The organism is Acinetobacter sp. ANC_7654 (assembly GCF_056779855.1).
In genome coordinates this window covers 265,306-287,371 of the sequence record NZ_JBWYIR010000002.1, presented here as the reverse complement: position 1 = coordinate 287,371, position 22,066 = coordinate 265,306, and the positions used below count along the sequence as shown (strand labels likewise).

Annotated in this window: 16 protein-coding genes; 5 read left to right on the top strand and 11 right to left on the bottom strand. The window is 39.4% G+C overall.

Features of this window, described 5'->3' with window-relative positions:
- Positions 1-13: 13 nt before the first annotated feature.
- Positions 14-757, top strand: coding sequence for a hypothetical protein (locus AC1M86_RS03585; protein WP_481607249.1), 744 nt, complete (start codon positions 14-16; stop codon positions 755-757).
- A 95-nt stretch (positions 758-852) separates the two neighbouring features.
- On the opposite strand, the gene AC1M86_RS03580 is transcribed toward AC1M86_RS03585, so the two are convergent.
- A complete protein-coding gene (locus AC1M86_RS03580; RefSeq protein ID WP_481607248.1) occupies positions 853-1,362 on the bottom strand; it encodes a hypothetical protein in 510 nt (169 codons plus the stop codon).
- A 256-nt stretch (positions 1,363-1,618) separates the two neighbouring features.
- On the opposite strand from AC1M86_RS03580, the gene AC1M86_RS03575 reads away from it, so the two are divergent.
- Positions 1,619-2,614, top strand: a complete 996-nt coding sequence (locus tag AC1M86_RS03575) for an Lnb N-terminal periplasmic domain-containing protein (protein WP_481607247.1) — start codon at positions 1,619-1,621, stop codon at positions 2,612-2,614.
- Positions 2,615-2,668: 54 nt separating this feature from the next.
- On the opposite strand, the gene AC1M86_RS03570 is transcribed toward AC1M86_RS03575, so the two are convergent.
- Positions 2,669-3,463, bottom strand: a complete 795-nt coding sequence (locus AC1M86_RS03570) for a hypothetical protein (RefSeq protein WP_481607246.1) — start codon at positions 3,461-3,463, stop codon at positions 2,669-2,671.
- Positions 3,464-3,761: 298 nt separating this feature from the next.
- Here AC1M86_RS03570 and AC1M86_RS03565 point away from each other — a divergent pair, with 298 nt between their 5' ends.
- Together AC1M86_RS03565 and AC1M86_RS03560 are read left to right on the top strand one after the other, a co-directional pair.
- Positions 3,762-4,475, top strand: coding sequence for a DsbA family oxidoreductase (locus AC1M86_RS03565; RefSeq protein ID WP_035265969.1), 714 nt, complete (start codon positions 3,762-3,764; stop codon positions 4,473-4,475).
- 440 nt (positions 4,476-4,915) lie between these two features.
- Entirely contained in the window at positions 4,916-6,100 is a 1,185-nt protein-coding gene (locus AC1M86_RS03560; protein WP_481607245.1) for a hypothetical protein, read from the top strand.
- 61 nt (positions 6,101-6,161) lie between these two features.
- Here AC1M86_RS03560 and AC1M86_RS03555 read toward each other — a convergent pair whose 3' ends face one another.
- From AC1M86_RS03555 to AC1M86_RS03530, 6 genes are all read right to left on the bottom strand, one after another.
- Complete coding sequence (locus AC1M86_RS03555; RefSeq protein ID WP_481607244.1) at positions 6,162-6,443, bottom strand: hypothetical protein; 282 nt, start codon at positions 6,441-6,443, stop codon at positions 6,162-6,164.
- A 219-nt stretch (positions 6,444-6,662) separates the two neighbouring features.
- On the bottom strand, positions 6,663-8,582 hold the full coding sequence (gene htpG, locus AC1M86_RS03550) for a molecular chaperone HtpG (RefSeq protein WP_180028982.1): 1,920 nt from the start codon (positions 8,580-8,582) through the stop codon (positions 6,663-6,665).
- Positions 8,583-8,674: 92 nt separating this feature from the next.
- On the bottom strand, positions 8,675-9,022 hold the full coding sequence (locus AC1M86_RS03545) for a lysozyme inhibitor LprI family protein (RefSeq protein ID WP_035265964.1): 348 nt from the start codon (positions 9,020-9,022) through the stop codon (positions 8,675-8,677).
- Between the two features lie 131 nt (positions 9,023-9,153).
- Positions 9,154-9,738, bottom strand: coding sequence for an OmpW/AlkL family protein (locus AC1M86_RS03540; RefSeq protein ID WP_481607243.1), 585 nt, complete (start codon positions 9,736-9,738; stop codon positions 9,154-9,156).
- Positions 9,739-10,047: 309 nt separating this feature from the next.
- Positions 10,048-11,418, bottom strand: a complete 1,371-nt coding sequence (locus AC1M86_RS03535; RefSeq protein WP_092766629.1) for a Na+/H+ antiporter family protein — start codon at positions 11,416-11,418, stop codon at positions 10,048-10,050.
- A gap of 92 nt (positions 11,419-11,510) precedes the next feature.
- Positions 11,511-12,389, bottom strand: a complete 879-nt coding sequence (locus AC1M86_RS03530; RefSeq protein ID WP_481607242.1) for an alpha/beta fold hydrolase — start codon at positions 12,387-12,389, stop codon at positions 11,511-11,513.
- Positions 12,390-12,513: 124 nt separating this feature from the next.
- On the opposite strand from AC1M86_RS03530, the gene AC1M86_RS03525 reads away from it, so the two are divergent.
- Positions 12,514-13,002 (top strand): DUF4442 domain-containing protein, encoded by a 489-nt coding sequence (locus AC1M86_RS03525; RefSeq protein ID WP_035265952.1) that lies wholly within the window; start codon positions 12,514-12,516, stop codon positions 13,000-13,002.
- 62 nt (positions 13,003-13,064) lie between these two features.
- On the opposite strand, the gene AC1M86_RS03520 is transcribed toward AC1M86_RS03525, so the two are convergent.
- The 3 genes from AC1M86_RS03520 to rpoB form a co-directional block, all read right to left on the bottom strand.
- A complete protein-coding gene (locus tag AC1M86_RS03520) occupies positions 13,065-13,421 on the bottom strand; it encodes a DNA transfer protein p32 (protein ID WP_481607241.1) in 357 nt (118 codons plus the stop codon).
- A 197-nt stretch (positions 13,422-13,618) separates the two neighbouring features.
- On the bottom strand, positions 13,619-17,812 hold the full coding sequence (rpoC, locus tag AC1M86_RS03515) for a DNA-directed RNA polymerase subunit beta' (protein WP_035265945.1): 4,194 nt from the start codon (positions 17,810-17,812) through the stop codon (positions 13,619-13,621).
- Between the two features lie 144 nt (positions 17,813-17,956).
- A complete protein-coding gene (gene rpoB / locus AC1M86_RS03510; protein WP_481587409.1) occupies positions 17,957-22,045 on the bottom strand; it encodes a DNA-directed RNA polymerase subunit beta in 4,089 nt (1,362 codons plus the stop codon).
- Between the last annotated feature and the right edge of the window lie 21 nt (positions 22,046-22,066).

Sequence of the window (22,066 nt, the reverse complement as noted above, 5' to 3'; positions counted from 1 at the left end):
AAAATTTATAAATATGAAGAAAAAAAAGACATATTTCTATCCAGTATTTTATATCGTTCTCAGTCTTATAATTTTCTATTTTGGATGGAAGTTAGAAAATCAATATGAATTGCCTTTCTTTAATCCTCTATTAGTTTCTAGTATTGCTTATGGACTGGCTATTACTTTTTTAACTCCCATTTTTCTTGTTGTTATCAATCAGTTTTATGTCCGAGAAATTGAGGAGAATCGCAAAAAATTCCGTTATAAAAAAATTAATAAATTCATGAATTATTTTATATTTATACTTCTTACAGGGTTTGTGTTATTTTTTGTTTGGAGGTTATTTTCCCCGCAATTTATCACGCTTACAAACTTCGCTCTGATCAAAATAAATGAAGTCATTGGCAAGCCAGTTATCAAAGAATTTCTATTTAACGGTACGGTACAAGCTAATCCAACTCATCAACAAAAAATTAATATTGGCTCACACAAACATTCTATTTATGTTATTGATACTGTTACTCACAAGATAAATTTTACGCTATCTGATAATAAGAGAGAATACTCATTAAAGCAGTATTGCTTAACTCAAAATTTGAACCTTAATATTCAGAAATATAAAATTCAAATTGAAGGTTATAATTCTTTTTTGGGCTTTAGTGCTCAACAAAATCAACACTTGAGCAACCATGTATCTGCTCAACAAAATATCAATTTAGATCTTAACACTTTAAATTCATGTGAATTAATCTACTATAATTTACCTAGGCTTTAAGATAATTTGCAAATTATCAAACGTGTTTAAGTTTAGATACGTGACTAGAAGAAATCCCGCTGTTTGCGGGATTTTTATACTTTAGAAATCAAATTTTATTTTAGATTACTCCGCCATCCATCACCCAACAACTGATTTAAACGTTGCTCATCAAAGGTCATTGGAATCGCGCCTGCACCCTGTTGGATATGAGTCAATGCTTTGTCCCGATCAATCCCTAAAGGCTCCAACATTCTAAAAATGCCTGAACTCGGATCATTCGACTGTAAACCTGCTGCAACAGACAAAACATACTGCTGCTGTAAAGGTGATAGATGACTCATATCAGGCACTGGAGTTTTCGGTTGAATATTCAGTGCAGGTGAACTTTGCTCTAAAGCAGCATTTTGAATATTCTGCTCTTTTTTGATCACTTGATGTTGCAAAGATTGACGCACCTTTTGATCCTCTTGAAAAGGTGTAACAGTCGTCACAACTTCATCACGTAAGTCATCGTCCGCCATCAATTGAATTGAAGGCAGGCTTGCAACATCTTCAGCATGAGACAAACTCATCAGCAAGGCTGAGATCACACCGAACATCAAACATAATTTAGAATTAGTCATAAGTAAGACTCTGACATGCATCGTTCAAATTGAGCATCAAGAAACAAGAATAACTAAACAAATAGATCCATTCTTTAATTAAACTACACCAATTTATTTACGTATTCATCAGCACTCAGATAAATGTTTCAAGTTTTTTTTAAAAGTTTTGCTAAGCAACTGAATTTCAAGACTCGGTCTGATTTTACAAATATGGACTTCAAAGCTTAACTTCAATTCATTATAAAAATAGAAAACTCATACATATCCATCAGCCATGAAAACTAAAATAAAAAACAGCCTACTCGTTATATTTTTATGTCTCACATCACTCTGGGCAATCTTATTCATTTGGACACATCAGCCTGTTAATACCATTTTCACTTATGCACTGATCTTGTTTTGGGTTGGACTTGCCATCATTACAGGGATATTCCATTTCAAGCAACACAGCTATAAGCCCTATTTCACATGGGCGTATTTGATTATTTTTTTGATTGCCATGAATAGCTTTTTTTCCTTAGAACCACGCAATGATCGCGTTTGGCAGGATGAAACCGACAAAATTATTCAATTCCAATTCAAAGATGGCAAAGTGGAATTACAGAATGTCAGAAATTTTATTTGGCACAGTGATAAAGACTACGTGATGCGGTGGGAAACACGACAATACGATTTAGAAAAGTTAGATCGTATAGATTTAGTGGTATCACATTTTATGCAAGGTCCTATTGCGCATGTTTTTATTACATTTGGTTTTGATGATGGCGAACATCTCGCTTTTTCTTTAGAAGTTCGTCAGGAAAAAGATGAAGGATTTTCCACCATTGGCGGGTTTTTTCGGCAGTATGAATTGGCACTGGTCGTAGGTGATGAAAATGATTTGATTTATACCCGCTCAAATATTCGCGAAGAAGATGTCTATATTTATCCAATTCAAATGAATCAAACCGAAATTCAGATGTTGTTTTTAGAATTCCTGAACAAAGCCAATCGGCTAAATCATACCCCAGTTTGGTATAACACCTATATTAGTAATTGTACGACCATCTTGTTTGATTTATTAGAACATGCAGTAGGACAAATTCCACGAGATTATCGCGTGACATTGCCAGGTTTAATTCCAAACTATTTATATGACAAAAAAGTCCTCGATAATGGTATTACTTTAAATCAATGGAAAGAAAAAGCACATATTAATCCTAAAATTGAGCATGTTCATGATGTACATTTACTTTCAAGTAAAGCCTTTTCTGCCTTACTCCGTGAGTAAAGCATGCGTCCATTTTTTATAACCACGCTGAAAGAAACAACCAAGAAAGTTTGTTTATTGCGTTTCTTCCTGAACAGCAGGCTCTGAACTTGGACTTTGATTCACTGTTTGTGCTTCAATCACTTCGGCATTTTGATTTTTTAACTGATCAATTTCGCGTTGTAATTGATTTAATTCGCGATATAACTCGTTAAAGCGATTCACACTGAGATCACTTTTAAATAGGATCATTTCGTTACGGCGTTGCCAGTCATGATTCTTCAAAAACTCAAACATTTCTTCAGCTTTTTTTGTGATCTTAAGTTCTAAAGCAAACAAAGCTTGATCATTATTATGCTGTCGGCTGAATTTTAACTTTTCTTTCATTGGCTCACGCAAGTCTGCTTTCATCTCCAAAGCATCAAGCGCTTGTAAAGCTGTCGCATAAATTTGTTGGTCACGCGTTTGATATTCAGATTGAATTTTCTTCACTTGGACAAACATCTTTTCAGTGTCTTGGTATTTATTCTTTTTATCTAATTCTAGGCGCCGAACGTTCAGAAACTCATCCCACTTGGCTTGATCTAACTCACGTAAATACATATTTCGTGATTCAATATTGTCTACCCAATACTTCAAAATAAATTCAGAAAGTACTTTATAGTCACCATTCAAACGCTCATCTTCAACTTTAAAATTCAGAGGGGTTTTCCAATCCTTCGCTTGAACATAAAGCTGCTCAATTTTTTCCGTCATCACCAAATCAAATTGTTGACGTTGCACTTCATCATTTTTTTCATTTTGCGCGTAGGCACAATAACCAAATAATAAGGTCACCATGACGATAACCACAGCTAAAATTCCGCGCATCTCAAACTCCTATCCTTTTTTTGTTTGAGTAATGAATCACTTGCGAACAATGACAAGCACATGATGTGTATTGTATAGCATATTTTTTAAGCAGAAATAGGAATGAATTTAGTGGATATTGCTGTGATTTTGTCGATTTATTCGTGATTCTGTGATCAAGTTTCAATAATTTATTACGCAATATTCATATTTTCGACAGAAACATAGCGGGTTGAAACTCTGCGTTTCAGATTTAGACCTTTAATTTTGTTGTCATTGCCCACACTATAGATTCATAAATGATGATTAGAGATTTTTTATGCGTGTAGATGTGTGGTCAGATGTAGTATGCCCTTTTTGCTATATCGGAAAAAAACGTTTAGAAGCAGCAGCTGCTGCAACTGGTGTAGAACTTGAAGTCCATTGGCACAGTTTTCAGCTAGATCCTGATGCACCGCCACGTCAAGAAGTCTCAAATAGCGAACGTTTAGCATTAAAATATGGGCGTACTGTCGCTGAAGTTGAAGAAATGCAACGCAATATTGCGGAAATGGCAAAAGCAGAAGGCATCGAGTTCAATTGGGAAAATGCCAACTCAGGAAATACATTCAACGCCCATCGAATTATTCATCATGCACAAAGCTTAGGATTGGGTTCGGAAGCAAAAGAAGCCTTTTTTTATAGCTATATGACCCAAGGTTTAGCCATTGGCGAGCGTGAAACTCTCGAAGATGTTGCTTCGCGCATTGGTTTAAATCCAGTTGAAGTGGATGATATTTTGGATTCTGATCAATATGCCGATTTTGTCCAATTTGATGAAGAACTTGCACGTGATCAATTAAAAGTGACTGGCGTACCATTTTTTGTATTCGATCAGCGTGTGGCTTTGGCTGGTGCTCAACCGACTCAAGTCTTCCAAGATGTGATCAACAAAGTATTAACGACTGCCAATGAACAAACAGATCAACCCACTGTTGAAGATGCAGAAACTTGTACTGATGAACATTGTGACGTGCCACCAAGCAAATCATAAAACATCTTCGAGAACCTAAATACTGGCTTAAGGTTGCATGACTTAAGCTATATTTAGACTGTTATAAAAATAGAATTCAGCGTTGCATAAACAAGCCTATTCAAGTGAATCGGAACTTAATATACTTCATGTATAGATTCACTGCATGACTCTATACATGGTAAATTTTTATAGACCTCTTTCCCCAAGGAGGTCTTTTTTTATCTATAAAACAATCATTTAATAAAATTATTTCAGTTTCAAGTCTTCTCATTATCTGTTCCAATTTTAAATCACTTTAATTTCATTGTTGTTTATTGTGAATTTTGTTGAACAATTCATTAGAATAGATCAAACATTGATTTTTAATAATATCACGATGCTTAAGCCCATTTTTAATTTTATAAATAAATTCAGCGGCTTAACAATGAAAATGACTTAGAGCGAATATGAAAAGAATCATGCAGCAGTTCAAATCGTCAACCTTAAGTCTTGTCTTAAGTTGTAGCTTTTTAAGTACTTTCGTGTATAGCCAAGATCAGATAGATCACTTGACTGATCCTTATCAAACAGATGAAATCAGTGTCAGTAGCGAATTCCCTACTTTAGACTATCCTTTAGAATTTCAACAAAAAGATTGGCCAACATCGGATGAAAATAGCTTAGGTTGGATTAACTACGTTCCTCGCATGGTAGATTCAACCCCCACACTATTCCCTGAACAATCCAATAAAAGAATATACGCCCCGACCCAAGCGACTGAAGATTTATCATGGATTGACCGACGTCAAAAATCGATTCGCCACTGGGCAGACCGAACCGCTCAGCGAATCGATGGTTGGTTTGGTGAAGGTTATGAAGATGAAACCGCCAAAGCAACGCTACGTGTAATCTTTGATAATAAATGGAATAAGTATGATGATTACGAATTCAAGCCACGTATACGCGGTAAAATCGACTTACCAACCTTAGAGCGTAAATTAAGTTTAGTCTTTGGTGATGATTCACTGGATAATGAAATTGACAACAATATTGCCATTACCAATGAAAATCCCGCTGCTGATCCCGACAAAAATGTCGACACTAAGCGAATCCGTGAAGATAACAGTTCGATCGCATTACGTTGGTCACAACTGTCTGATAAGTTACCTTTCGATTTAGATGCTGATTTAGGTATTCGATCTGGAGATGACATTTATGCCCGCTTGAAGGCAAAAAAAGATTGGACTCTCGGGAATGATTTTTCCTTTCATGCTGAACAAATCTATCGTTATGGTATAGATAGTGAAAATTATCTAAGAACCAATTTGGAACTCACCCACGCACGTCCAAATGAAGCGTTTATTTCAAATCAGCTTTATCTAACTTATGCAGATGAGCAGGATGATGATTGGACTTGGGATAATCGTACCTATCGCCAACATCAGTTTTTCCATGATAACCGCTTTAACTACGGTATGTATGTGGGTGGTTATTACAATAACGATGATTTACGTATGAACAGTTGGGGACCTTTTGTTTCGTGGCGCCAACCCTTATTCCGCGAATGGTTCTTTGTTCAAGGTGACCTTAACTATTTTAATGATAAGCGTGAAGATCGATCACACTATCCTCGTGCTTTAGTTCGTCTTGAAGCTAGATTTTAGCGCTCGATAATAGTCATAAAAAAAGCCCATCACTGATGGGCTTTTTTTGGATCTTAGATTCTCAAATGACAGGCTTTTGAATCACGATACGATCATTACGTGTAATACGTGTTTTTTTAGGCGCCACTTCAGCTTCAGTTTTAGGTAAAACATAACCGACACGATCTGTGCGTGCGATACGTTTACTATCCACAAAAGAATTAATATCAAACTGTGGAATTTGATGCTTCACTACGGTTACACGATCATTTCGAACAATTTTTTTCACATCTTGTTCTGCATAAGAGACATTGGTTAAGCTCAGACAAAACATGCTAAATGCGAGCATCATTGAAGTTTTCATAGAATATTCCCAATATTTAATGATCGCTATTATAGATTAATTATTATTGTTTAATATGTTTTCCAAATCAAAACTTGGACGTATTTTTTTATCATTAACATCGAAAAAATTTATCTATTTTAACCCAAAGCTTAAATAGTTCCTTTTACATCCTACGACGGCGCTGCATAAAAAAGCCTATCCGAAGATAGGCTTTGGATCACAATTTAAAATATGCGCTTATTTCAATAATAAGCTGTTAATGCGTTTTAAATATGCAGCTGGATCTTCTGGTAAACCACCTTCCGCAATCATCGCTTGATCAAAAATCACATTTGCAAGATCGTCAAATTGTGCTGAACCATCCAACTTTTTCACCAATGGATGCTCAGGGTTAATCTCTAAAATTGGCTTGCTTTCTGGGACTGCTTGACCTGCCTGTTTTAACATGCGAATCAACTGTGGAGACAACTCGCCTTCACCCGTCACCAGACACGCTGGAGAATCAACCAAACGAGTGGTTACGCGCACTTCTTTGGTTTTGTCTTTTAATGACTCAGACAGCTTTTCAACCACAGGTTTAAACTGCTCAGCCGCCGCTTCTAATGCTTTTTTCTCTTCAGCATCCTGTAAATCACCTAAGTCTACAGCACCTTTTGCGACATTCTGCATTGGTGTCCCGTCAAACTCATGAACAAATTCCATTGCCCATTCATCTACACGTTCAGTCATTAGCAGAACATCGATGCCTTTTTTCTTGAATAATTCAAGTTGTGGCGAGTTTTTAGCAGCGGCTAAGCTTTCCGCCGTTACATAATAAATCGCCTTTTGACCTTCTTTCATTGCTGCTTTGTAGTCAGCCAATGAAGTGGTGACCTCATCATTGTTTGAAGTTGCAAAGCGTAGAAGCTTCAAAATTCGGTCACGATTGGTGAAATCTTCACCCAAACCTTCTTTTAAGACAGAACCAAACTCAGCATAAAACTTCTTAAATTTCTCTTGATCTGCTTCATCTTCAGATTTAGCTAAAGTATCTAAAGTTGTTAAGATTCGACGTGTGTTACCTTCACGGATGGTTTTAACATCTCGACTTTCTTGAAGTAATTCACGACTCACATTCAACGGTAAGTCTGCGCTATCCACAACACCTTGTACGAATCGTAAATAGTTCGGGATGAGATTATCTGCATCATCCATGATGAAGACACGTTTCACATAGAGCTTGATACCTGCTTTCGCTTCACGTGAGAAAATGTTGTGCGGTGCTTTACTTGGGATATACAGTAATTGCGTATATTCAGTGCTCCCTTCTACACGGTTATGCGCCCATGTAATAGGTGCTTCAAAGTCGTGACTTAAGTTTTTATAAAACTCAATATACTGTTCTTCAGTAATGTCATTCTTACTACGTGTCCACAATGCGCTGGCAGAATTGATCGCCTCCCATTCACCCGTTTTGACATACTGGCCTGGTTTCGCTTCTTCGCCCTCAGCTGCTTCTTCTTGTTGCCATACCTCTTTTTCCATTTGAATTGGTAAACTGATATGGTCTGAATATTTATTGATAATTTGCTTTACTTTATAACTTTGCAAATAATCTAATGCGTCTTCGCGCAAGTGTAGAATAATATCTGTACCGCGACCTTCTTTTGTAATTTGCTCAACTTCAAATTCGCCTGTACCACCACTGATCCAACGTACACCTTCTGAAGCTTCAGCCCCTGCACGACGTGATTCAACTGTGATTTTATCAGCGACAATAAAGCCAGAATAAAAACCGACACCAAACTGACCAATTAACTGTGCATCTGACTTTTGATCACCGGTTAATTTAGACATAAAGTCTTTAGTACCAGATTTAGCAATCGTACCCAAATTATCAATAGCTTCTTGTTGGCTTAAACCAATACCGTTGTCTGAAATGGTGATGGTTTTATTATCTTTATCCAATTGTACGCGTACACGTAAATCTGGATCATTTTCATAGTATTCAGGATGATTAATCCCTTCAAAACGTAATTTATCACATGCGTCTGAAGCGTTTGAAATTAGCTCACGAAGGAAAATTTCTGGATTTGAATAAAGTGAATGCGTCACTAAATGTAAAAGCTGAGCAACTTCCGCTTGGAAACTATGTTTTTGTGTATTCTGCTCGCTCATAAACTACTCCTTAAACACATCAAAACAATTTTTTTGAATGCTTAATGAATGGTGTAGCTTCTAATTTTTTCAATGGTCAAAATTAATTTTTTTTAAAAAGGACCTTGTTTGTAAATTCGATCAAGATGTATTTCTAGTTTTTGCTGACGCATTTGATAGACATGATTTAAGCATTGCAAATTTGCTTGGCATTGATCACGTAATTCCAGCCATTTGACTTGTTCATTCTGAATGATTGATCGCATTCCCATCGGTACTAAACGACGAAGAATTTGATAAGTGGCAGCCATTTTAACATCTGCATCATTCAGGATACGATGTTCACAAACAGCTTTCTCAGTTTCGGACTGCGCTTTTTTGCAATCAAAACTCGCTGCAAATACTGGAACACTTCCACATGCAGCCAGCACAATGATGAGTTTTATGAATTGGTTCTTCATGCATACTACTCTGTTATGAGCTTTCTAGATTATTGAAAAAAATTGTTTTTTTATATGGTATTTTCTACCTGTTATAGTACGACACATAAAAAAAGCCCTATTGATTAATAGGGCTAGGCGCAACTTTATTTTTAGAATTTGTAGCTGTAACCAATGCTATAGATGACTGGATCTATATCTAGCTTGAACTTTGTTGTTCCATCTACAGTCACTTCAGGGTTCAAATCTGCATAACGTACGTCAGCGAATACACCCCAGTTTTTTGCATCAGCTGGTTGGAAATTGAAACCTAACTGCGCTGCATAACCAAAATCTTCTTTTACACTTTGAACGCCTTGCTCATCCCAAGCAATAAATGCTGTTGCACCAAGACCAACATAAGGTGTAAATCCCGAGGTATTTTTAAAATGATATTTCGCAGTCAGTGTTGGTGGTAAATGTTTAATCGTCACTGCATCAGCGCCATTAATCAAAACATCATGGCGAACTGGAGTCGCTAATAATAATTCAGCAGAAATTTGATCATTAAAGAAATATTCCACCGAAGGGGTAAAAGCAAATTCATCATCGGCTTCCACTTTAGCTCCTCCTAGAGCAGTCACAGTGGTATCTTGCGTTGGAGAAATTGCAGATGCACCTACCTTAAGTTGCCACTCTCCTGCCAGTGCATTTGCTGACATCCCAACTAAAACAATCAGTGCAATTTTATTTAACATTATTATAACCTCTGAAAGAAATATCTAAATAAACCACTATTTAAATATAATAAACATGCCAAAAATTAATATGCAACTCTCAAAAATTAAATAAAATACATTTTATTTATAAACAACTGATTATAATAATAATTTATTTTAAATCATACCAATTTAGTCAATTATAAAACCATCAATTATTTTAAATAACCTATTGATCATATTATTTTACTCGGAATTTTTTATTTAATCCTACTATTTTAATCTGATTTAAAATAAAAAAAGGCGATTATATTAATCGCCTTTTATTCAATCATTTTTTAAATGTAGTTATAGGACCATTGCCGCGATCCAACCAAAAATCATCAATGGAATATTGAAATGAATAAATGTCGGAATCACACTGTCTTTCATATGATCATGTTGACCATCCATATTCAAGCCTGATGTTGGTCCTAAAGTCGAGTCTGAAGCTGGAGAGCCTGCATCACCTAGAGCTGCAGCAGTACCTATGAGCGCAATTGTTGCTGCTGGACTAAAACCAAACTGAATACATAATGGGACATAAATGATTGCAAGAATTGGCACTGTGGAGAATGATGATCCTATACCTAGTGTAATTAACAATCCGATGAGTAACATCCAGAATGCTGCCCAACCTTGACTATCACCAATCCATGCGACTGAAGCCTCAACTAGCGTTGGAACCTGACCAGTAGCGCCGATCACGGCTGCAAAACCTTGTGCTGCGATCATAATAAAACCCACGAGTGCCATCATACGCATACCAGTAATGATGACATCGTCAGCTTCTTTCCACTTGAAAATACCTGCACAACTTAGGATCGCCACACCGACTAAACCAGCTAAAATCATCGAATCAGAATACAATTGCACTGCAAGCGTTGCTAAAACAGCACCCCCCGCCATATAAATCGTAAATTTAGAAACCTCCGGTCTCGCAGAACCTTCTTGAACACCCATTTCACCCGAAATGCTTTGTGGTTGTTCTTCGACATGAATGTCACGATATTCTCGTGGTTTACGATAGCTATAAAACACTGCGATTAATAAACCTACGAACATCCCAAACACAGGAATCGCCATCGCAGAAGGGATTTGATCATAATCAATTTGGAAGCCAAGTGGTTCACCAAAAGTATTGATGTTTTGACCTAAAATATCATTTAGGAAAATTGCACCAAAACCGACTGGGATCAACATATAAGTTGCACATAAACCAAATGTGAGTAGACATGCAACCAATCGTCGATCAAGCTTTAAATGGTTGAATACCATCAATAATGGTGGAATCAATACAGGAATAAAAGCAATATGCACGGGAATTACGTTTTGAGAACAAACAGCCGCTATTGCAACCGTTGCAAAGATGGCATATTTGACACGATTTTGTATTTTAAGATTAGCCTCACCTTTAAGTGAATTAATCATTTTATATGCTAGAAGATCTGGCAAACCTGAACGAGCCAAAGTTAAGGCAAATGCACCAAGTACACCATAAGCTAAAGCAATCTGGGCACCCTTGCCCAAACCACCATTAAACGCTTCCATAGTGCCTTGTAAACCAAGACCAGCCAATAGGCCTCCTGTTACAGCACCAATGATCAGTGCAAATACCACAGGCACACGAGCCAAAGAGAGGCCAAACATGACCCCAATGGCAGCAAGAATTGCAAACATAAGAAATAGGAATCAGACAAAAAAACTATTTTATCAGAATTTGTTTGTAATAAATCTGCTCATCAGGGGTTGATACCTTCACTCGTCAGATTCTATTCGCCTTGCGCATTTTTTTTTGCAAATTTTTTAATATACGATGCGATCTCTTGGGCACGACTTAAAACAGCCCAATGATTCGCATCTAGCTCAACACGTTCAAAACCTGTCGCCCATTTTGGAATTTCGTCAATCAACTCTGGACTTACATATTTATCGCGTTTTAAGACTACCGCTTGAACGGGGCAAATCGCATGACGTTGACGAGGCATCGTTAGACGTGGAATAAAGTTTGCCCGATACAGTGCCACACCATACTCACCATCCTTAGAGATATTTTGGTTTACAGGTAAGCCTTTTGTATCTTCAAGAATTTCAAATATTTTGCCCCAGCGATCTGGATTGAGAAAATTCCACATCGTCGGTGCAACTACGGGTAGCTGAAATAGTACGATGTACCAAGACTTAATCAATTGCTTAAAGAACTTTGGTTTTTGATGTTTGAATTGTTCACGCATCCAATAAGCAGCATGGTCCAAGCATGGTCCAGATATAGTGGTATATGAAAGAATACGACCTTTAAATTTAGATTCAGTTACGGATTCCCATGTTTGAATTGAGCCCCAATCGTGTGCTGCCACATGAAAGTTTCGATTTGGCAACAGATGATTTACCACACTCTCCAAATCCAAAGACAGTTGAGCTAATGCATAAGCGCGAATCTTTTTCGGTACGCTCGATTGACCAGCGCCACGCACATCATAAGTTACAACAAAATAATCTTCGATTAAATTCGAAATGATTGGTTCCCATACTTCTTGATTGTCTGGATAACCATGCACAAGCACCAATGCCGGCTTATTCCGATCTCCCCATGTTTTAGCATAGAGTTTTTGTTGATCTGTCGTGTTAATCCAATGCGATTCAAATTGCATAATATGCTCAACCTTTTTTGTTATTGATTGACCGTTTTCTTGGTCTACGATGATTTTCGATCAATGCCAGAATATTTTTTGTACTTTAGTATGCTAACTAATGAAATAAAAATAATTGACCTAAATGAGTATTTTGAAAAAGCTAACGACAATTCCGTTAATCTCCAAGTATATGTTTAATAGCTTTGCACCCTTTCAAGGCGCAGGCATTACTATCGATAAAATCGACTTAAAAAATCATCATATTCGTGTAAAAATGCCACTTACACGAAAAAATAAAAATATTGTGGGTGTCCACTTTGGCGGTAGCCTTTATTCTATGGTTGACCCATTCTATATGACATTACTCATGTATCACTTAGGTGATAAATATATTGTTTGGGATAAGGCTGCAAGCATCGATTTTTTAACTCCTGGTCGTAGCACTGTTTATGCAGATATCCGCATTGATTCCAGTGAAATACAACTCATCAAAGAGCTCGCTAGCAATCATGCTCCTGTTTACCGTAACTATACTGTGAATATTATGGATGAATCAGGCTTACGGATCGCAGAAGTTCACAAAACTGTGTATATCCGTCGCAAGAAGGCAAAAGCCACACGTTTCCGTTAATAAAAAAAGCGCTCTATGAGCGCTTTTTTTTATCACTTTAGCAAATTAACGATTATTTTGTTCTATCGCTTTTGCTCTATCGCTGCTCCTGCACCGCCGCCAATTGCACCACCAATTGCAGCGCCAGAGTTACCACCAAAAATACTTTTACCGACTGCAGACCCGATTGCACCGCCTACACCACTATAAGTGGCATTACGATCTGAGCCCCCTTGAGATTTACTACCTACAGCGGCACCTGCACCACCACCAAGCGTTGCACCAACACCACCACCAACATTATTACCAACACCACCACCAAGTGCGCCGCCTGCAGCAGCTGCACCAATACGCTGTTGATTCGGCGTCATGCTTTCACAACCTACAAGTAGCATTGTAGATACGGTTACCATCGCCATGACAGCTGTTAACTTTTTCATCTTGATGTCCCTCTTTGTCTATTTATATAAGCATATCGCGATCTAGAGAATAAAATTTTCAATTTCTGTTACAAGACAACGCGAAAATGATGCTATTTGTAAAGAGTTTTTTTCAAAATAGATATTTAGCCTCAAATTCACATTATCAAACTCAATAAAAAAAGGCACCCGTAGGTGCCTTCTTAATTCAGTTTAGATTAAAACTGATCTTCATTTAATGCTTGTGAGAACGCTTGGTCAACTTCAGAGAAGTCATTAACCAATTCGTGTTCAGCAGCTTCTGCTTCTTGACGACGACGCTCTAAGTGGTAAGCCAAACCTGTACCCGCTGGGATCAAGCGACCAACAACCACGTTTTCTTTTAGACCGCGTAAATCATCTTCTTTACCTGTTACAGCAGCTTCAGTTAACACACGTGTTGTTTCCTGGAACGATGCAGCAGAAATGAACGAGTCAGTAGAAAGTGAAGCTTTCGTGATACCCATCAATTGACGTTCAAACTTCGCAGGGAACTTGTTCTGAGCAAGTACTGCTTGGTTTTCTTGGACAACACGGATGTAATCCACTTGCTCGCCTTTGATGAAGCTTGTATCACCACCATCGATGATCTCAACTTTACGCAACATTTGACGTACGATGACTTCAATGTGCTTATCGTTGATTTTTACACCTTGGAGACGATATACGTCTTGAACTTCATTCACGATGTAGTTCGTAAGTGCAACTTCGCCTTTCAAACGTAAGATGTCATGTGGATTTTGCGGACCATCAGAAATCGTTTCACCACGGTTAACATGCTCACCTTCAAACACGTTAATCGTACGCCACTTAGGAATTAACTCTTCGTAAATCTCTGAGCCATCATCCGGTGTGATCACCAAACGATTCTTACCTTTAGTTTCTTTACCAAAGCTTACAACACCTGAAACTTCTGCAAGGATCGCATGTTCTTTCGGCTTACGTGCTTCAAACAAGTCAGCTACACGTGGAAGACCACCGGTAATATCACGAGTACGTGAAGTTTCTTGAGGTACACGACCAATTACATCACCCACACCAATTGTTTCGCCATCTCGGACAGTCACAATTGTATTTTGTGGTAAGAAGTAGAACTGTTCACCACCATCAACTGTATCTAATACAATCGCTGGACGTAAGTCTTTACCAGAAGCTGGACGAGACGTTACAGGTAAAATTTCAACTGTCGTCATACCAGTTGCATCATCTGTTTTCGAGGTTGCAGTTACACCATCAGCGATTTGGCTGAAACGTGCTTTACCAGCAACTTCTGTTACCAATGGATGCGTATGCGGATCCCAAGTCGCTACAATACCGCCAGCTTCTACCGCACCACCATCTTTAATCAAGATTGAGGCACCGTAAGGAAGTTTATAACGCTCACGCTCACGACCGATGTCATCAGTGATACCAATCTCACCAGAACGAGAAACAGACACTAAGTGACCTTTAGCGTGTTGAACTGTCTTCACATTATGGAAACGGACAAAGCCTGCATTACGTACTTGAACACTGTTCGCAGCAGAAGTTCGGCTCGCAGCACCACCCACGTGGAATGTACGCATCGTTAACTGTGTACCTGGCTCACCAATGGATTGAGCAGCCATTACACCCACTGATTCACCTGGATTCACCAAGTGACCACGTGCAAGGTCACGACCATAACATTTCGCACATACACCAAAAGTAGATGCACAGTTTACTACTGAACGCACTTTAACTTCATCGACACCTTGCTCTTCTAGGTAGTTTGCAAGTTTCTCATCGATGAGTGTATTACGTGGCAGTACTACTTCATCAGAACCTGGTCGCTTCGCATCTTCAGCTAATACACGACCAAGCACACGAGTACCTAAGTTCTCGATAACATCACCACCTTGAATGAATGGCGTCATTACGAGACCGTCAAAAGTACCGCAATCTGGCTCAGTAATCACTAAGTCTTGCGCTACGTCTACAAGACGACGTGTCAAGTAACCCGAGTTCGCTGTCTTCAATGCTGTATCGGCCAAACCTTTACGCGCACCGTGTGTTGAAATGAAGTACTGAAGTACTGTCAAACCTTCACGGAAGTTCGCTTTAATTGGTGTCTCAATAATCGAGCCATCCGGTTTTGCCATCAAACCACGCATACCTGCAAGCTGACGAATCTGTGCTGCACTACCACGGGCACCAGAATCAGACATCATGTAGATGGAGTTGAATGATTTTTGTTTCTCATCTTCGCCCTGTTTGTTCTTAACAGTCGTGTAAGACAAGTTATCCATCATCGCTTTCGCTACTTGGTCATTTGTACGTGCCCAAATATCGACAACTTTGTTATAACGTTCACCGGCAGTTACGAAACCTTGTTCGAACTGTTGCTCAATTTCACGAACTTCAACTTCAGCTTTCTCGATGATTGAATACTTCGCAGGTGGAATCACCATGTCTTCCATACCAACAGACACGCCTGAACGTGTTGCTTGACGGAAACCGAGGTACATCAATTGGTCAGCAAAAATAACAGTATCTTTCAAACCTAGCTTACGGTAGCAAGAGTTGATCAATTTAGAGATGTTCTTTTTGGTCATCTCAACGTTGATTTGCTCGAAGCTTAAACCTTCTGGCACAACTTCCCAAAGTAAACAACGGCCTGGCGTTGTATCAACGATAATAGTTTGTTGCTCACGCTCACCATTTTCATTGATCACAGTTTGATGTACACGAGCTTTAACGCGAGCATGTAAATCAACTTGACCTGTTGCAAGCGCACGGTTTACTTCATGAGTATCCGCGAACACCATGCCTTCACCTTTGGCATTGATTGCATCACGCGTGATGTAATACAAGCCTAAGACAACGTCTTGCGATGGAACGATGATTGGTTCACCGTTTGCTGGAGACAAGATGTTGTTCGTTGACATCATTAACGCACGAGCTTCTAATTGAGCTTCAAGTGTTAATGGAACGTGTACCGCCATTTGGTCACCATCGAAGTCGGCGTTGAACGCAGCACATACGAGTGGGTGTAGACGGATCGCTTTACCTTCGATCAATACAGGTTCAAATGCTTGAAGACCTAAACGGTGAAGTGTTGGCGCACGGTTCAACATCACTGGATGTTGACGAATCACAGATGCAAGAACGTCCCAAACTTCTGGAGTCTCACGCTCAACCATTTTCTTCGCAGCTTTAATGGTAGTTGCTTGGCCAGACGCTTGTAATTTCGCGAAAATAAACGGCTTGAATAACTCAAGTGCCATTTTCTTAGGAAGACCACATTGGTGAAGACGTAAAGTAGGACCTACAGTAATTACCGAACGACCAGAATAGTCAACACGCTTACCAAGTAAGTTCTGACGGAAACGACCTTGTTTACCTTTGATCATGTCTGCCAAAGATTTAAGAGGACGTTTGTTCGAACCAGTAATTGCACGACCACGACGACCGTTATCTAACAATGCATCTACAGACTCTTGTAACATACGTTTTTCGTTACGTACGATGATATCTGGTGCAGCTAGATCAAGAAGACGCTTTAAACGGTTGTTACGGTTAATCACACGACGATAAAGATCGTTCAAATCAGATGTCGCGAAACGACCACCTTCAAGTGGTACAAGCGGACGAAGATCTGGTGGAAGTACTGGAAGTACAGTCAACACCATCCATTCTGGTTTGTTATTCGACTCTTTGAACGCTTCCATTAACTTCAAACGCTTAGATGCTTTCTTAAGCTTCGTTTCAGAAGTTGTATTTGGAATTTCTTCACGTAAACGAGAAATCTCAGCTTCAAGATCGATGTCTTTCAACAAATCTTGAACTGCTTCAGCACCCATTTTCGCAGTGAATTCATCACCGTGCTCTTCTAATGCTGTGAAGTATTCTTCGTCATTCAGAAGTTGGTATTTCTCAAATGGCGTCATACCAGGATCTGTTACAACGTAAGATTCGAAATACAATACACGTTCGATATCACGTAGCGTCATGTCTAAAAGAAGACCGATACGGCTAGGCAGTGATTTTAAGAACCAAATGTGTGCAACTGGTGAAGCAAGCTCAATGTGACCCATACGCTCACGACGAACTTTCGCAGTTGTTACTTCAACGCCACATTTTTCACAAATGACGCCTTTGTATTTCATACGCTTGTATTTACCACACAAGCATTCGTAATCTTTTACTGGACCAAAAATTTTGGCACAGAATAAACCATCACGTTCAGGTTTGAACGTACGATAGTTAATTGTCTCTGGCTTTTTAACTTCACCATGAGACCATGACTTAATCATTTCTGGTGACGCAAGACCAATACGGATGCGATCAAACTCTACAGGAGCATGACCGTCTGAATCCGTCTTTTTGCGCATGATATCGAGCAAGTCTTTCAATTTTTTTCTCCGTGTGTTGTGGAGATTTTCACTTCACAACTGGGTCACAAATATTGTTTTTTAACTGAATTGGTAATCTCCCCTAACCCCTCTTTTTTAAAGAGGGGTTAGTCTCCCCCTTATCAAAGGGGGATTGAGGGGGATTTAGTCACCATTTTTCAGTTCAATGTTGATACCTAAAGAACGGATCTCTTTGGTCAATACGTTGAACGATTCAGGCATACCTGGGTCCATATAATGGTTACCATCTACAATGTTCTTATAGATACGGGTACGACCCTCAACGTCATCCGACTTCACAGTCAGCATTTCTTGAAGCGTATAAGCTGCGCCATATGCTTCGAGTGCCCAGACCTCCATCTCACCGAAACGCTGACCACCGAATTGTGCTTTACCACCAAGCGGCTGTTGCGTTACAAGCGAGTAAGAACCTGTAGAACGCGCATGCATCTTGTCATCAACCAAGTGGTTCAATTTCAACATGTACATGTAACCTACAGTTACAGGACGGTCAAAACGTTCACCAGTACGGCCATCATACAGTACTGTCTGACCAGTACGTGAAAGACCAGATAGTTCTAATAACTCTTTGATTTGACCTTCTTCGGCACCGTCAAATACTGGTGTTGCAAGTGGAACACCTTTACGGAGGTTGCCTGAAAGTGCCAAGATTTCATCATCAGTTAAGCTATCAAGATCTTCTTGCTCGCCACCAACTTTGTTGTAAATCTTGTCTAAGAATTCACGAAGTTCAAGTACAGTACGTTGTTCTTTCAACATTTGATCGATCTTGTCACCAAGACCTTTCGCAGCCATACCCAAGTGAGTTTCAAGAATCTGACCCACGTTCATACGTGAAGGTACACCTAGTGGGTTCAATACGATATCTACTGGAACACCATTCGCATCATGTGGCATGTCTTCAACTGGCAAGATGTTTGATACAACACCTTTGTTACCGTGACGACCCGCCATCTTATCACCAGGCTGAATACGACGTTTTACTGCTAGGTAAACTTTAACAACTTTCAATACGCCAGTTGTTAACTCATCACCAGTAGAAAGCTTACGTTTTTTCTCAGCGAATTTCTCATCAATTTCAAGACTCTTTTCTTTCAAGAATACTTGAATTTGAGTTAAACGCTCCGCGATGCCTTCATCTACTGGTTGGATATCAAGTAGATCAACAAGTTCTAGATTTGAAAGAATTTCATCAGTTAACTTGTCGCCACGTTTTGTTGTACCGCCGCCATTAGACTCTTGACCATTCAACAAACGTACAACGCGCTCACGTGCAGCTTCTTCGAAGATTTTGTATTCTTCTTTCAAGTCTTTACGGTATGCATCAAGTTGAGCTTTCTCAATCGCTTGAGCACGTTCGTCTTTCTCGATACCATCACGAGTAAACACTTGAACGTCGATAACTGTACCCTTCGTACCAGATGGAACACGAAGTGAAGAGTCTTTCACATCAGCTGCTTTTTCACCAAAGATTGCACGAAGCAATTTTTCTTCAGGAGTCAACTGCGTTTCGCCCTTAGGTGTTACTTTACCAACTAAGATGTCGCCAGCAGTTACTTCAGCACCGATATAGACAATACCTGATTCATCAAGCTTAGAAAGAGCAGCCTCACCTACGTTAGGGATATCAGCAGTAATTTCTTCTGAACCAAGTTTAGTATCACGCGCGACACAAGAGAGTTCTTGAATGTGAATAGACGTCAAACGATCTTCTTGAAGAACACGCTCAGATAATAAGATCGAGTCTTCGTAGTTGTAACCGTTCCAAGTCATGAACGCGACACGCATGTTTTGACCAAGTGCCAATTCACCGCCATCAGTTGATGGACCATCAGCAAGTACATCACCACGACCAACTTTGTCGCCTAGGTTCACAAGCACTTTTTGGTTAATACATGTGTTTTGGTTTGAACGTGTGTATTTAATCAAGTTGTAAATATCTACACCTGCTTCACCCGCAACCATTTCATCTTCATTCACACGAATAACGACACGAGATGCATCTACGTATTCAATACGCCCGCCACGTTTCGCGATCACACACACGCCTGAGTCATGCGCCACGTTCGCTTCCATACCTGTACCAACAAGAGGCTTGTCAGCAATCAGCGTAGGAACAGCCTGACGTTGCATGTTTGAACCCATCAATGCACGGTTCGCATCATCGTGTTCAAGGAATGGAATCAGTGACGCAGCCACAGAAACAACCTGCTGAGCAGATACGTCCATGTGCGTTACTTTTTCTGGCGGCATACGTACGAAGTCACCTTGGTGACGAACAGATACGAATTCTTCTGTTAAGTTACCATCTTTATCCAATTGAGAATCGGCCTGTGCAATCACAGTACCTACTTCTTCAATTGCTGATAAATATTCAACTTCATCCGTTACACGACCATCAACAACTTTACGATATGGAGTTTCTAAGAAACCAAAGCTATTCGCTTTCGCATATACAGATAATGAGTTGATCAAACCAATGTTTGGACCTTCAGGCGTTTCAATTGGACAAACACGACCGTAGTGAGTCTGATGTACGTCACGTACTTCGAAGCCCGCACGTTCACGTGTTAAACCACCTGGACCTAATGCTGATACACGACGTTTGTGTGTAATTTCAGACAATGGGTTGTTTTGATCCATGAACTGAGATAACTGGCTTGAACCAAAGAATTCTTTGATTGCAGCCGCTACTGGTTTTGCATTAATCAAGTCTTGTGGAGACAAGTTATCTGTCTCTGCTTGTGATAAACGCTCTTTCACAGCACGTTCAACACGAACTAGACCAACACGGAATTGGTTTTCTGTCATTTCACCAACAGAACGTACGCGACGGTTACCTAAGTGGTCGATATCATCGACTTCACCTTTACCGTTACGGATTTCAACCAGTGTTTTTAATACGTCAATGATGTCATCGTTTGAAAGAATACCTTCAACTTCACGTGACTTCTGATCCGTACCCACTTCGTAAGGACGGCCCAAACGACGGTTGAACTTCATACGACCAACTGGTGATAAGTCATAACGTTCAGAAGAGAAGAACAAGTTGTTAAATAAGTTTTCTGCAGCTTCTTTCGTTGGTGGCTCACCTGGACGCATTACCTTGTAAATTTCTACAAGCGCTTCTTCACGACCAGAAGTCGTATCAGCACGTAATGAATCAGCTACGAATGAACCGCGATCGATGTCATTGGTATAAAGTAGGTTAAATTGCTTAACGCCGCCTTCAGCGATTTTAACCATTACTTCATGACTAAGAACTGTGTTTGCAGCAATCACATCACCATTGTGTAATGTAATGTCTTCAGCAGTAATACGCTCATACAAATATTCATCAGGTACTGGAAGTTTAGTTAAGCCTGCAGCTTCCATTTGACGAACATGACGCGCATTGATACGTTTACCTTGCTCAACGATTGTCTTACCGTCATTATCTGTGATATCAAATTGTGCCATTTCACCACGCAGACGCTCTGGAACCAAGTCAATTTGATAGCTGCCCATGTCTAGATATACAGGAACTTTTTCATAGAACATGTCTAGAATTTGTTCGTTTGTATAGTTCAAGGCACGAAGAATCACAGTCGCAAGTAACTTACGACGACGGTCAATACGTACGTATACTAAATCTTTAGCATCAAATTCAAAGTCCAACCATGAGCCACGGTAAGGAATGATACGTGCAGAATAAAGCACCTTACCACTTGAATGCGTCTTACCTTTGTCATGATCAAAGAACACACCAGGTGAACGATGTAATTGAGATACGATTACACGCTCAGTACCATTGATCACGAACGTACCGTTCTGTGTCATAAGTGGCATTTCACCCATGTACACTTCTTGTTCACGTACGTCTTTAATTGATTTCGTTTCGCGATCTTTAATGATCAAACGAATTTTTACGCGCATTGGTGCCGCATAAGTTGAGCCACGAAGAATACATTCGCGAACGTCAAACTCTGGTTTACCAAGGCTATACTCAACGAATTCTAAAGCAGCATTCCCAGAATAACTTTCAATTGGAAAAACTGAACGAAATGCGGCTTGGAGACCGATATCTTCGCGGTTTTTTGGTGTTTTGCCATCTTGAAGGAACGTTCTGTACGAGTCGACTTGAATCGCGAGCAGGTACGGAGCATCCATCACTTGGGGCAATTTACCAAAATTCTTACGGATCCGTTTCTTTTCGGTATATGAGTATGCCATCTGGAGTCCTCGGAAAGTAAA

Bases quoted from the DNA above. Each gene is read 5' to 3' on its own strand.
- AC1M86_RS03585 (WP_481607249.1), top strand. From the start codon at position 14: ATGAAGAAAAAAAAGACATATTTCTATCCAGTATTTTATATCGTTCTC.
- AC1M86_RS03580 (WP_481607248.1), bottom strand. From the start codon at position 1,362: ATGACTAATTCTAAATTATGTTTGATGTTCGGTGTGATCTCAGCCTTG.
- AC1M86_RS03575 (WP_481607247.1), top strand. From the start codon at position 1,619: ATGAAAACTAAAATAAAAAACAGCCTACTCGTTATATTTTTATGTCTC.
- AC1M86_RS03570 (WP_481607246.1), bottom strand. From the start codon at position 3,463: ATGCGCGGAATTTTAGCTGTGGTTATCGTCATGGTGACCTTATTATTT.
- AC1M86_RS03565 (WP_035265969.1), top strand. From the start codon at position 3,762: ATGCGTGTAGATGTGTGGTCAGATGTAGTATGCCCTTTTTGCTATATC.
- AC1M86_RS03560 (WP_481607245.1), top strand. From the start codon at position 4,916: ATGCAGCAGTTCAAATCGTCAACCTTAAGTCTTGTCTTAAGTTGTAGC.
- AC1M86_RS03555 (WP_481607244.1), bottom strand. From the start codon at position 6,443: ATGAAAACTTCAATGATGCTCGCATTTAGCATGTTTTGTCTGAGCTTA.
- htpG (WP_180028982.1), bottom strand. From the start codon at position 8,582: ATGAGCGAGCAGAATACACAAAAACATAGTTTCCAAGCGGAAGTTGCT.
- AC1M86_RS03545 (WP_035265964.1), bottom strand. From the start codon at position 9,022: ATGAAGAACCAATTCATAAAACTCATCATTGTGCTGGCTGCATGTGGA.
- AC1M86_RS03540 (WP_481607243.1), bottom strand. From the start codon at position 9,738: ATGTTAAATAAAATTGCACTGATTGTTTTAGTTGGGATGTCAGCAAAT.
- AC1M86_RS03535 (WP_092766629.1), bottom strand. From the start codon at position 11,418: ATGTTTGCAATTCTTGCTGCCATTGGGGTCATGTTTGGCCTCTCTTTG.
- AC1M86_RS03530 (WP_481607242.1), bottom strand. From the start codon at position 12,389: ATGCAATTTGAATCGCATTGGATTAACACGACAGATCAACAAAAACTC.
- AC1M86_RS03525 (WP_035265952.1), top strand. From the start codon at position 12,514: ATGAGTATTTTGAAAAAGCTAACGACAATTCCGTTAATCTCCAAGTAT.
- AC1M86_RS03520 (WP_481607241.1), bottom strand. From the start codon at position 13,421: ATGAAAAAGTTAACAGCTGTCATGGCGATGGTAACCGTATCTACAATG.
- rpoB (WP_481587409.1), bottom strand. From the start codon at position 22,045: ATGGCATACTCATATACCGAAAAGAAACGGATCCGTAAGAATTTTGGT.